The following is an 11,334-nucleotide window of genomic DNA, read 5'->3' on the forward strand; positions in this document are numbered from 1 at the left end:
CTCTCCGGCGGCGGTCTCACCACCAGGATCACCACGTGTGGTGATCCGGGCTCACCACCCCCGTTCCTACCTTCCGTCCGTACCGAGCAGACACCGGAGCGGCGGCCGGGACCCTCCCGGCCGGCACCGGTCAGGGGGTCGGCGATGACGGAGGACCGGCGCGTGGGCGTCACCGACGCGGGTCGCTACGAGATCCGCCTCGGGAGCCGTCTCGACCGTCGCTGGGCCACCTGGTTCGACGGCTTGGTCCTCACCACCGCCGACGACGGCACCACCGTCCTGTCCGGCCGCCTCGCCGACCAGGCCGCCCTGCACGGCGTGCTGGCCCGGATCCGCGACCTGGGCCTGCCCCTGGTCTCGGTCCACCGGCTCGACGCCGATCGACCCCGTCCCACGAGCCGACCCCGCTGAACCCCTCCAGGAGACCGCCATGGCCACCACCAGCCCACCCGCCCCGTTCCCGACGGTCGCGGTGGACCCGATGCGGCGCACCTCCCTCGCCGCCGGGATCCTCTACCTGCTCACGTTCGTGTCCGTGCCCACGCTCATGGTGTTCCGACCGGTGCGGGACGGCGCCGAGTTCGTCCTCGGTGCCGGCAGCACCACCGGGGTGCTGTGGGGGTCCTTCTCCGAGGTCGTCGTCGCGCTGGCCGGCATCGGTACCGCGGTGGTGCTGTTCCCGGTCGCCAAGCGGGTGAACGAGACGGCCGCGGTGGGGTTCGTCGCCGCCCGGGTCGTCGAGGGCGCGCTGATCATCGTCGGCGTCGTCAGCATCCACACGCTGGTCACCCTGCGGGACGATCTCGCCGGCACCACCGGCGCCGACGAGAGCTCGCTGGTGACGGCCGGTCACGCCCTGGTCGCGACGTACGACTGGACGTTCCTGCTCAGCCAGAGCCTGATGCCGGTGTTCAACGCGCTGTGCCTGGGCTACGTGCTGTACCGGTCCGGGCTCGTGCCGCGCATCCTGCCCACGCTGGGGCTCATCGGGGCCCCGCTGCTCCTGGCTTCCGACATCGCGATCTTCTTCGGCGTCATCGACCGCGTGTCACCGTTCGCCGCAGTCGCCTTCATCCCCATCGCCGTGTGGGAGTTCTCCCTCGGGGTGTACCTGGTCGTCAGGGGCTTCCGGCCCTCCGCCGTCGCCGCCCTGCCGACCGCGCCGGCCGTCCGATGAGGGCCGCCGTGTACCACCGCTTCGGCGGACCGGACACCGTCACCGTGGAAGAACTGCCGCGCCCGACGATCGGCCCGGAGGACGTCCTGGTCCGCGTGCACGCCAGCACCGTCAGCGCCGCCGACCACCGCGCCCGCAGCCGCGACGTACCCCGCGGGCTCGGTCTGCTCGCCGCGACCGGGATCGGGTTGCTGCGCCCCAAGCGCCGCGTGCTGGGCATGGACGCCGGAGGTGTCGTCGAGGCCGTCGGGGCGGACGTCACCCGCTTCGTCCGCGGCGACGAGGTGATCGCCATGCTGGGGGCCCGCTTCGGCGGGCACGCCGAGCACGCCGTCGTGCGCCGGGGCGCTCCCATCGCCCGCAAGCCGCGGGACATGACCTTCGAGGACGCCGTGACGCTCGTCTTCGGCGGGCTGACGGCCCACGGCTTCCTGGAGCGGGCGGACCTCGCGCCGGGTGCGGCGGTCCTGGTCAACGGGGCGTCGGGCGCCGTGGGCACCGCGGCGGTGCAACTGGCGGCGTACGCCGGCGCGCGCGTGACCGGGGTGTGCAGCGGACCCAACCGGGAGTTGGTGACCTCACTGGGTGCCGACCGGGTGATCGACCACACCAGCGAGGACTTCACCGCCGGGACGTCCCGCTACGACGTGGTCGTCGACTGCGTCGGCAACGCGCCGTTCGAGCGCGTCCGGCACCTGCTCCGCCCGCGTGGCGTGCTGCTGCTCGTGATCACCGATCTGCCGGGGCTGCTGCTGGCGCCGCTGCGCAGCAGGCGCACCGGGCACCTGGTCACCGCGGACGTGGGCCAGCCCACCTCCGAGGACCTCGCGTTCCTCGTCGACCTCGCGGAGGCCGGCGCCTACCGGGCGGTGCGCGACCGCACCTACGACCTCGTCGACGTCGCCGAGGCGCACCGTCACGTCGACAGCGGGCGCAAGCGGGGCAACGTCGTGCTCCGCCTCGCCGGCGAGCAGCCGGCGCCGTCGGCCGCTGCGTGGCCGGGTGCAGGGGCGTCGCCGTGATGGAGGCGCGCGAGCCGGCAGAGCGCCCGGGCGACGAGGGGGCCGCCGGCGGTGTCGCCCCCACCGCCGCGGCCGCCGGCGCCCGCGGCTGAGGTCCCCCGTCACCGGGGGCGGCGGGACCTCCGCCCCCGGTGACCACCGACGTGCGGACGTGTCCCCGGCCGGCGCCGGCCCCCGAGGCTGGGAGAGCCCCGCCGGCGGCCGCGGCGACCGCACGGCCTGCGCGGGCGAGCGGAGGGAGACCGGAGTGACCGAGGACCGCACGCCGTACCCGGTGCGCGTGGACGCGGCACTGGACGCGCCCCTGTCGCGCTGGCTCTGGCTGGTCAAGTGGTTCCTGCTGATCCCGCACTACGTGGTCCTGGCGTTCCTCTGGATCGCCTTCACCGTGCTCACCGTGGTGGCCTGGGTGGCGATCCTGGTCACCGGCCGCTACCCGCGCGCGCTGTTCGACTTCAACGTCGGGGTGCTCCGCTGGAGCTGGCGGGTGCACTACTACGGCTACGCGGCGCTCGGCACCGACCGCTACCCGCCGTTCACCCTCGCCGACGTGCCGGACTACCCGGCGCGGCTGGACGTGCCCTACCCCGAGCGGCTCTCGCGCGGGCTGGTGCTGGTCAAGTCCTGGCTGCTGGCCATCCCGCACTGGCTGGTGCTCGCCGTGTTCGTCGGCGGCGGCCTGTGGTTCGGGGCCTCGGCCGCCGACGACGGTGCCTGGGACGGCGGCTGGGGAGCCGGCGGCCTGGTCGGCCTGCTGGTGCTCGTCGCCGGTGTGGTGCTGCTGTTCACCGACCGCTACCCGGCCCCGGTCTACGACTTCGTGATGGGCATGGACCGCTGGGTGCTGCGCGTGATCGCCTACGTGGCCCTCATGACCGACCGCTACCCGCCGTTCCGCCTGGACACCGGCGGTGCCGACCCCGGCACGCGGCCGGTGGGCCCCGGTCCCGGCCCGTTCCCGCAGGCCGCCCCGCCGGCAGCCGCCCCGGCGGCCGCTCCTCCGGCAGCCGGCCCGGCGGCCGCTCCCGCGCCCTCGTCGTGGACCGCGGGGCGGGTCGTCGCCGTCGTCGTCGGCGCCCTGCTGCTGATGACCTCGACCGGCCTGCTCGTGGGTGGGGGCAGCCTGGCGTGGGCCGACACCACCCAGCGCGAGGACGGCTTCGTCATGACCCAGCGCGAGGACCTGACCACGGCGCGGTACGCCCTCGTGTCCGGGTCGGTCACCCTGGACACCGCCGGCGACGAGTGGCTCATCGACGACGTCCTCGGCCGGGCCCAGCTGGAGGTCACCCCCACCGACCCCGGCACGGAGGTGTTCGTCGGCGTCGGCCGGACCGCCGACGTCCAGAGCTGGCTGCAGGGCGTGGGGTACCGCGAGCTCGACGACCTCGGGCCGACCGGGGAGCCGCGCGGGCGCGACGTGGCCGGGGGCGCTCCGCCCGGCCCGCCCGGGGAGCAGGACCTGTGGGTGGCCCAGGACGAGGGGACGGGGACCCGCACGCTCACCTGGCGGCCCGCGGACGGGGACTGGACGACGGTCGTCATGCGCGCCGACGGCACCGCGGGCGTGGACGTCACCGCGCGGGCCGGCCTCACCGCGCCGGGCCTGACGTGGCTGTGGGTCGGGTTGCTGGTGACGGGCGGCGCCCTGCTGCTCGCCGGTGCCCTGCTCGTGGCGCTGGCCGTCCGCGGCGCCCACCGCGGCCCGGCGGGAGCGGTCCCCGCCCCGCCCGGCCCGCCGGGACCGGTCTCCCCGCCCGCCCCGCGGGACGCCCCGTCGGCGGACCGGCCGGCCGGCACCGCACCGGGTGGTCCGCGGTGACGCGGCCGAGGTCCCGCGGCCGGGACGCGCGGCCGGGGTCCCGCGGCCGGGACGCGCGGCCGTCGTCCCGCGGCCGGGACGTGCCGCTGCGGGCGGTGGCCCTCCGCGCGGCCGCGACGGGTGCGGTGGCCACCGGCGGCCTTGCGGTCGGGGCGCTGGCCGTCGGTGCCCTGGCGGTCGGGGCGCTGGCCGTCGGGCGCCTGGCCCTCGGCAGCGGCGAGATCGGCGACCTCCGGATCGCCCGCCTGCACGTCGGGGAGCTGACCCTCGACCAGCCACTGCGCCTCGACCAGCCGCTGCGCCTCGACCAGCCGCTCCGCGGAGCCGGAGCCGGGGCCGCGGGCGGCGCGGCGGGGTGAGCCCCCCGGTCGAGCGGGCCGGCGCGGCGGACCTGGCGATGCGGGCCGTGAGCTCGCGCAGCCCGGTCCCCAACCAGCTGGGCGCCGTCCTGGTCCTCGACACCCGGCAGGAGCCCGACCCCGGCCGGCTGGGGCCGGAGGTGGCCCGTCGCCTCGCCGCGGTGCCCCGCCTCCGGCAGCGGCTGGTCCGGCTCCCGCCGGGGGCCGGGAGCCCGGCCTGGGTCGACGACCCGGCCTTCGACCCCGCCGCGCACGTCCGCGAGGTGCCCTGCCCCGAGCCGCGGGACGACCGGGCGCTGCTGGACCTCGCGACCGCGGTGGTGACCCGGCCCCTCCCCGCGGACCGCCCCGCGTGGGCCGTGGTCCTCGTGCCGGGCCTGGCCGGCGGGCGCACCGGTCTGGTCGTGGTCGCCTCCCACGTTGTCGTCGACGGCATCGGCGGCCTGGCGGTCCTGGCGCACCTGGCCGACGGCGCCGCGCCGCGACCCGGCGGCACCCCCGCCCCGCGTCCCCGGCCGCCCTACCCGGTCCTGGCCGCCGACGCCGCCCGGTCGAGGGCGCGGGCGGTGCTCCGGTGGCGGTCCTGGCTGGGCGCGCTGCGGCCGGCCCTCACGGCCGGCGGGGGTCTCTCCGCGGCAACCGCGGCGCCCTGCTCCCTGCTGGCACCCACCGGGTCGCGGCGGTGCGCCGCGGCGGTGCGGGTCGACCTGGCGGCCCTGCGGGCGGCGGCGCACGCGGCCGGCGGCACGGTCAACGACGCGCTGCTGGTCGCGGTCACCGGTGCCCTGTCGGCGCTCCTGGCCTCCCGGGGCGAGGCGGTGGACCCGGTGGTCGTCGTCGTGATGGTCACCGCCCGGCGGTCGGCGGGGCTGGCCGAGCTGGGCAACGCCGCGACGCCGCTGGTGGTCCCGGTGCCGGTGGCCGGGGAGCCGGCCGACCGGCTGCGGTCCTTCGCCGGGACGGTGCGGCGGGCGCGGGACCGGGCCACCGTGCCGCCGCTCCTCGCGCTCCTCGGCCCGCTGTTCCGGCTGCTCGCGGGGATGGGCGCCTACCACTGGTACCTCTCCCACCAACGCCGCTTCCACACCCTGGTCAGCGACGTGCCCGGTCCCGACCGGGCCGTCACCCTCGCCGGCGTGCCGGTGACCGCCGTCCTCCCGGTGGCGGTGGGCGAGGCCGGCAACGTGACGGTGTCCTTCGACGCCCTGTCCTACGCCGGGACCCTCACGGTGACGGCGGTCGCCGACCCGGAGCGGCTGCCCGACCTGCCGGTGCTCCTGGCGGCGCTCGAGCGCGAGCTCGCCGCGCTGGTCAGCCGGCCGGCGCCGGCAGCGTCGTCGTGAGGGACACCAGGACCTCGCCGCGCCAGTCCCGGCCGGTCAGCTCCACCCGCACCGCGTCGCCGCCGTCGTCGGTGACGGTCACGGTGCCGAACTGGCCGGCGCCCGGGAAGGCACCCTCGCTGTACGGGCCGCCCTTCACGTCGCCGGGCGAGTCCAGGGCGGCGGCGTGCAGGAGGGGGAAGCCGCCGCCCCCGGTGGTGCTGTAGTCGGTGTTGGTGCCGTCGTCGGCGGCGACCATGTGCGCGTCACCGCTGACCATGACCAGGTTCCGGATGCCCGCCGCGGCGATCGTGTCGGCCAGCTGCCGGCGCTCGTCGGCGTAGCCGCCCCAGTCGTCGCGCCCCGGCCCGGCCGGGGCGACCCAGGGATCGGGGTTGACCCAGATCACCGCCGCGTGGTCGCGGGCTGCGGTGACCAGCTCCTCCTCCAGCCAGGCCAGCTGCCGGGCCCCGAGCATGCTGGTGCCGGTCCGCTCCGACCGGGTGTCGGTGACGACGACCCGGACCCGCCCGACGGTGAAGGCGTGGTGGACGGCGCCGGTCCCGCCCTCGGCCAGCTCGTGGTGGGGCACGTGGCTGCGGTAGGCGGCCCGGGCCGCCTCCCGGGTGGGGGAGGAGGCGTCGGCGTCGTTCGGCCCGTAGTCGTGGTCGCCCCACACGTAGGCCACCGGCACGGTCCGGTACAGCGCGGCCTGGGCCGGGGCGGTGAGGACGTCGGCGTAGCGGTCGCCGAACTCGGTCACGTCGTCGGTCGCGATGTTGGCGTAGTGCAGGTCGCCCATGTGGACGAACACCAGCGGGTCGACGTCGCCGATCGCGTCGAAGACCGCCCCGCTGGAGCCGGTGCGGGCGCACGAGGCCAGCGCCAGGGTGAACGAGGCGGGGCCCTCGGGCATCGTGGTGAAGCGCCCGGCGCCGCGGGAGCCGTCGGGCTCGCCGTCCACCTCGACCGCCCACCGGTAGCCGGTGCCCGGGGTCAGCCCGTCGACCGGCAGCCGGACCACCCCCTCGTCCGAGGGGGCGACCGCGGCCGATCGCGTTCCCGGCCCGCCCTCCTCGGGCCGGACGACCAGCCGGACCTCCTCGGCCGGCCCCCGCAGCGAGGCGACCACCACCGCCGAGCGACCGGTCACCCCGCCGCTCCAGGCCCACTCGACCAGCTCCACGGGCAGCGCGAGCTGTGCCGAGCGGGGGTGCAGCGGGCCGTAGAAGGCGTCGTGGACGGCGGCCGAGGCGCCGACGGTGCCGGCCAGCAGCAGGGCGGTGGCCATCGCCAGGGTGACCACCGAGCGCATGCTGCGGCGGTGCTGCCACGCCAGCCAGAAGCCGACGGCGGGCAGCAGGAAGGCAACCGCGACCAGCAGGCTCACCCACGGCTGGTAGGCGATCGCGGCGAAGACGGCCAGGCCGGTGCCGGCGAGCGCGGCCAGCGCCGCGCCGACCGCCTCCCACCGCAGGGCCACCAGCAGCGCGACGGCGGCCAGCCCGAGCAGCGCCAGCTGGACGATGCGCTGCAGGCCCGGCCCCATGGCGACGCCCTCGGGGCTGGTCGGCAGGCCCTCGACCAGGGCGAGGCCGAGGAACAGGACGAGGACGGCCGCCAGCCAGCCGCGCGCCGTCCGGCGCACCGCCCGCTCCTCGTCCGGCCGCAGCCGCAGCAGGCCGGGCCCGGCGGCCGCGTCGCCCGGCAGCTCCCACGGGCAGCCCGTGCAGCGGCGGTGCCGTCGCGGGGCTTCCAGCACCCACCAGGTGGCGAGCACGAGGGCGGCACCGGCCAGCACCGCGGCCACGACGTCCGACGGCCAGCCCAGCCGGCCCCGCACGACCTCGACGGCGACCCCGGCCAGCCCGGTTGCGGTGAGGGCCAGGGTGACCAGGGCCGGGGCCCGCCTCCGGGTCCGGGCGTACACGGCCAGCGGGAGGAAGCCGGCGACCAGGGTGGCCTGCAGCACCGGTGCGCTCGGGAGCGACCCGGTGAGCCCGGCCATCGGCCCGTCCGGCGGGAACGCCCGCTCCAGCCGGTCGGCGACGACGGCCGAGCCGACGAGAGCGGCGGCCACGACGGCGAGCTGGCCCAGGGCGAGGACCACGCAGCGCCGGCCGACGAGGCCGACGACCACGGCCAGCGCCACGGCCACCGGGGCGCTGCCCAGGTGCTCCCACGGCAGCAGGGGATCGCTGCGGACGGCGACCTCGTCGTCGATCTCGGCGAGCAGCTGGGGCGCGCCCGCGGTGGTGAAGACGAACTGGACGGCGGCCACGGCGGTGAGCGCGGCGGCCCAGCCCAGCAGCAGCACGCCGCGGCCGCGCTGGGTCCCCGGCTCCTGACCCAGCGGCGTGCCCGCCAGCAGCAGCCGGACCCACCGGGGCGGCGCCGGCCACGTGGCGACGACGACGGCCGAGACCGCGGCGACCGCGGCCAGCCCCGCCACGACGACCAGCAGCGCGGCGTACACCCAGGCCAGCCCGGCGAACATGCCGGTGTCCGGCGCGTAGTTCTTGGTGGCGCCCCGGGCCCCGTAGCCGGCCAGCGCCCCCGCGGTCAGGGCCAGCAGCAGGTAGTGGACCCGCGGGCGCAGCCCGGCGGACAGGGCGGTGGCCGGCGGCTCGCCGGTGCGGACGAAGCCGGCGGCGGCCCGGCCCTGCAGCGCGGTGCGCCGGTCCCGGCCGCTCCGGCGCCGGCCGTGGAGCGCGTCGCGGACCAGGGTGAGGACGGAGACCAGCAGCCCGGCACCGACGATGGCCGGGACGAAGATCTGCGCCCCCTCGCCCTGGTCCCACCAGTCCTCGCGCACCCGCCGGCTCACGGCTCCTCCTCCGGGTGCAGGACGACCGTGCCGGTGTCCCCGTCCACGGTGACCCGGCGGCCGTCGAGGACCGCGGCGGCGCCCGGCAGGTTGAGCACGGCCGGCAGGCCCAGCTCGCGGGCCACGATCGCCGCGTGCGACAGCGGGCCGCCGCGCTCGACAACGACCGCGCCGGCGCGCAGGAACACCGGCGACCAGCCGGCGTCGGTGGCGACGGCGACCAGCACCTCACCGGGGGCCAGCAGCTCCGGTCGCGGCTCGGTGAGCACCCGGGCCCGGGCGGTGTGCCGGCCGGGCCCGGCGGCCCAGCCGGTGAGCCGGTCCCCGCGCGGGACCTCGACCGGCTGCGGCGCCGGCACGCCGCGGAACCGCAGCGGCAGCGGGGGGTCCTCCGCCCGCTGGTCCAGCCACCGCCGGCGGCGGGCCAGCTCGGCGGGGGGCGGTGGGTTCCCGGCCAGCGCCGGCCGCAGCTCGGCGTCGCGCAGCAGGTCGACGTCCTCCGCGCGCGCGAGCACGCCGGCGGCCACCAGCCGGCGGCCCAGCTCCAGGTGCACGCGGCGCACCTCGCCCCCCACGGCCAGCACGGCGGCCTTGACCTCCTCCCGGCGCGCCAGCCCCTCGGCCGCGTCGGCGATCCGCCGGCGCAGCACGTGCATGCGGACGTCGACGACCTGCCCGGTGAGCACGCGCACCCGCCGCCACCGGGGCCGGCTGCGCAGCTGCTCCTCGAGGTCCTCGCGCGCGGTGTCCCGGTCGGTGCGCCGCGAGGGGCGCGGGGGCAGCGCGACCTGCCCGGTCTCGGCCCAGGTCGGGCCGGCGAAGACCGCCCGGCAGGTGGCCGGCGAGCGGTCCCGCCGGGCCCCGGCCCCGGTGGTGACCCGCTGGGCGGCCGCGGCCGCCTCCTCCTCGCCGAGGTGTCCGGCCAGCGTCGCCTCCAGCTCCCGGTAGGCGGCGACCGCGGCCGCGGCCACCGCCAGCTCGACGGCCGTGCCGCGGGCGCCGAGGTCGACGAGCCGGCGGCGGGTGGCCAGCAGCGCGGCGTCGGGGACGTCCGCCGGCGGCGGGTCGGCCATCAGCGCCTCGGTGGCGGCCAGGACGACCCCGGCCTCGGTGGCCGCCCGGCGCCGGGCGGCCGCGGCCCGCAGCTGCAGCCGGGCGGCGCGCACCCGGTCGGCGGGGGAGAGCCGCCGGGCCGGGGCCTCCTCCCCGGCACCGGGGAGGGCGGCGCCGAACCACTGGCGCTCCAGCTCGGCCGCCGAGCCGCCGGGGACCGCGGCGGCCGCGGCCCGGAGCAGGTCCAGGTCGAGCGCGGCCCGGCCGCGCACCCGGCGCACGAGCTGGTGCGGCCCGCTCCGGTCGGCAGGCAGCCCCCACAGCCGGCCCAGGACCGAGCGCAGCGCCTCCTCCACGAGGAACGAGCCGACGTCCCAGACCAGCGGCGGCAGCAGGCCCGGCAGGGTCTCGCCGATGCCGGCGGTGGTGAGCTCGGCGCCGTCCACGGGCGTCTCGCAGCCGTCGTCGGCGCGGGCCGGGCCGGTGGTGATCGGCCGCGCCTGCACCACCCACGTGCGGTCGCCGTCCCAGGCCCACTCGACGTCCTGCGGCCGGCCGCCCTCGGCGGCCTCGATCCGCAGCGCCAGCGCGGCGGCCTCGCCGACCTGCGGCGGCACGCCTCCCACGCCGCCCTCGGGCGGGACCCCGGCCACCGGCCCGCCGTCGCGGGGCAGCAGGAAGACCTCGGGCGTGCGGGCACCGGAGACGAGGGCCTCGCCCAGCTCGGGCACCGCCTCCACGCGGACCCGGCCGGGCTCCCCACCGGGGTCGGCGGTGAAGACCACGCCGGCCGAGCGGGCCGGGACCATCCGCATCAGCACGGCGGGCATCGCGACGTCCTCGTCGGGGATGCCCCACGCCCGCCGGTAGGCGCACGGGGCCGGGTGCCACAGCGAGGCCCAGGTCAGCCGCACCGCGTCCACCACGTGCTCCGGGTCCACCCCCAGGCTCGAGCGGTACTGCCCGGCGAAGGAGGCGCCGGCCATGTCCTCCACGGTCGCAGAGGAACGCACCGCCAGGCACCCGCCCCCGGCGACCGCGCGGGCCGCCGTGACGACGTCCTCGGCGAGGGCGGCCGGCACCGGCACCGCGCGGAACGCGGCGTCGACCTCGCGGGCGGGCACCACGGCCCCGGCCCGGAGCCGGGTCAGCAGCGGTGCCAGGTCCGGGTGCGCGGCCACCGCCCGGTAGGTGTCCGCGGTGACCACCGCGGTCGGGGGGACCGGGAAGCCGCCCTGCACCAGCCGGTCCAGCGACGCGGCCTTGCCGCCCAGCTGCGCGGGGGGAGCCGGCCGGCCGGGCACCAGGGGGAGGACGGCGGTGACGGTGGCCGTCCCGCGCGGGGGAGCGCTCACCGCGGCGCGGCCGGCTCACCGGTGAGGCCGGCGCGGTAGGCCGCGACGCACCGGTCGGCCAGCCGCTCCCGGGGCTCGCCGGTGGCGGCCGACTGGTCGCGCAGCCAGGTGGCGAGGTCCGGCCGAAGGGGGACGCCGACCCGGCCGCGGACCACGGTGAGCAGGGCGGCCAGCTGCACGGCGGCCACCGCGGCGAGCAGCGCGGCGAGGTCGGGATCGGCCTCGCGCAGCGCGTCGACGAGGGCGACGGTGACGCCGAGGAGCGCCACGAGCTGGAGGATCGGGGAGCGCAGCACGGGGGCCGTCCAGGGGTGCGGGAGATCGGTACCCCGGACGCTAGGCGGCCGGTCCCGCGCCGCCCCGGGCCCACCGGCCCCTCCGTGCGGGACCTCCGTCT

The 11,334-nt window shown here is 78.5% G+C and carries 9 protein-coding genes; 6 read left to right on the top strand and 3 right to left on the bottom strand.

Annotation, left to right across the window (positions count from 1 at the left end; genetic code table 11):
- Positions 1 to 162 precede the first annotated feature (162 nt).
- From ACI8AC_RS04885 to ACI8AC_RS04910, 6 genes are all read left to right on the top strand, one after another.
- Complete coding sequence (locus ACI8AC_RS04885) at positions 163 to 411, top strand: hypothetical protein (RefSeq protein ID WP_456895746.1); 249 nt, start codon at positions 163 to 165, stop codon at positions 409 to 411.
- Between the two features lie 19 nt (positions 412 to 430).
- Positions 431 to 1,177, top strand: coding sequence for a DUF4386 domain-containing protein (locus tag ACI8AC_RS04890; RefSeq protein ID WP_456895748.1), 747 nt, complete (start codon positions 431 to 433; stop codon positions 1,175 to 1,177).
- 8 nt (positions 1,178 to 1,185) lie between these two features.
- Positions 1,186 to 2,199 carry an NAD(P)-dependent alcohol dehydrogenase gene (locus ACI8AC_RS04895; RefSeq protein WP_456895750.1) on the top strand — a complete coding sequence of 338 codons (1,014 nt, stop codon included), beginning with the start codon at positions 1,186 to 1,188 and terminating at the stop codon, positions 2,197 to 2,199.
- 247 nt (positions 2,200 to 2,446) lie between these two features.
- A complete protein-coding gene (locus tag ACI8AC_RS04900) occupies positions 2,447 to 4,021 on the top strand; it encodes a DUF4389 domain-containing protein (RefSeq protein ID WP_456895752.1) in 1,575 nt (524 codons plus the stop codon).
- A complete protein-coding gene (locus ACI8AC_RS04905; RefSeq protein WP_456895754.1) occupies positions 4,018 to 4,380 on the top strand; it encodes a hypothetical protein in 363 nt (120 codons plus the stop codon). Before ACI8AC_RS04900 ends, ACI8AC_RS04905 begins: the two co-directional genes overlap by 4 nt.
- On the top strand, positions 4,377 to 5,723 hold the full coding sequence (locus ACI8AC_RS04910; protein WP_456895755.1) for a wax ester/triacylglycerol synthase domain-containing protein: 1,347 nt from the start codon (positions 4,377 to 4,379) through the stop codon (positions 5,721 to 5,723). Before ACI8AC_RS04905 ends, ACI8AC_RS04910 begins: the two co-directional genes overlap by 4 nt.
- Here the strand turns inward: ACI8AC_RS04910 and ACI8AC_RS04915 are convergent.
- From ACI8AC_RS04915 to ACI8AC_RS04925, 3 genes are read right to left on the bottom strand one after another with little or no spacing between them, the layout of a single operon-like run.
- Positions 5,692 to 8,529, bottom strand: coding sequence for an alkaline phosphatase D family protein (locus ACI8AC_RS04915; RefSeq protein WP_456895757.1), 2,838 nt, complete (start codon positions 8,527 to 8,529; stop codon positions 5,692 to 5,694). The genes ACI8AC_RS04910 and ACI8AC_RS04915 overlap by 32 nt on opposite strands.
- Complete coding sequence (locus tag ACI8AC_RS04920) at positions 8,526 to 10,937, bottom strand: PEP/pyruvate-binding domain-containing protein (protein ID WP_456895759.1); 2,412 nt, start codon at positions 10,935 to 10,937, stop codon at positions 8,526 to 8,528. The genes ACI8AC_RS04915 and ACI8AC_RS04920 overlap by 4 nt, the downstream gene beginning before the upstream one ends.
- Positions 10,934 to 11,233, bottom strand: coding sequence for a hypothetical protein (locus tag ACI8AC_RS04925; RefSeq protein ID WP_456895761.1), 300 nt, complete (start codon positions 11,231 to 11,233; stop codon positions 10,934 to 10,936). Before ACI8AC_RS04925 ends, ACI8AC_RS04920 begins: the two co-directional genes overlap by 4 nt.
- Positions 11,234 to 11,334 lie beyond the last annotated feature (101 nt).

The sequence above is a fragment of the Geodermatophilus sp. SYSU D00758 genome, from assembly GCF_054049955.1.

Bases quoted from the DNA above. Each gene is read 5' to 3' on its own strand.
- ACI8AC_RS04890 (WP_456895748.1), top strand. From the start codon at position 431: ATGGCCACCACCAGCCCACCCGCCCCGTTCCCGACGGTCGCGGTGGAC.